This window comes from Vibrio genomosp. F10 str. ZF-129 (genome assembly GCF_000287055.2).
In the GTDB taxonomy this organism is placed as follows: Bacteria; Pseudomonadota; Gammaproteobacteria; order Enterobacterales; family Vibrionaceae; genus Vibrio.
The window spans coordinates 1-228 of the sequence record NZ_AJYQ02000122.1 but is presented as its reverse complement, the minus strand read 5'-3'; the positions used below and the strand labels follow the sequence as shown (position 1 = coordinate 228).

The 228-nt window shown below is 50.4% G+C and carries 1 tRNA gene; it reads left to right on the top strand.

Annotation, left to right across the window (positions count from 1 at the left end):
* Positions 1-87: 87 nt before the first annotated feature.
* A tRNA-Asp gene (locus A1QO_RS16140) sits at positions 88-164 on the top strand.
* Positions 165-228 lie beyond the last annotated feature (64 nt).

Here is a 228-nt window from a genome sequence, read left to right as displayed (position 1 = left end):
TGAGAGTAGGACATCGCCAGGCTTTAATTTCGTTTTTAGACCGAGTCTAAAAACAGATGGACACTTGCTAAGCAAGTATGCCACTGCGGAGTGGTAGTTCAGTTGGTTAGAATACCGGCCTGTCACGCCGGGGGTCGCGGGTTCGAGTCCCGTCCACTCCGCCACTTATTCTGAGTTTCAGCTCATTAAAACTGGATATAGGGGTGTAGCTCCAATTGGCAGAGCAGC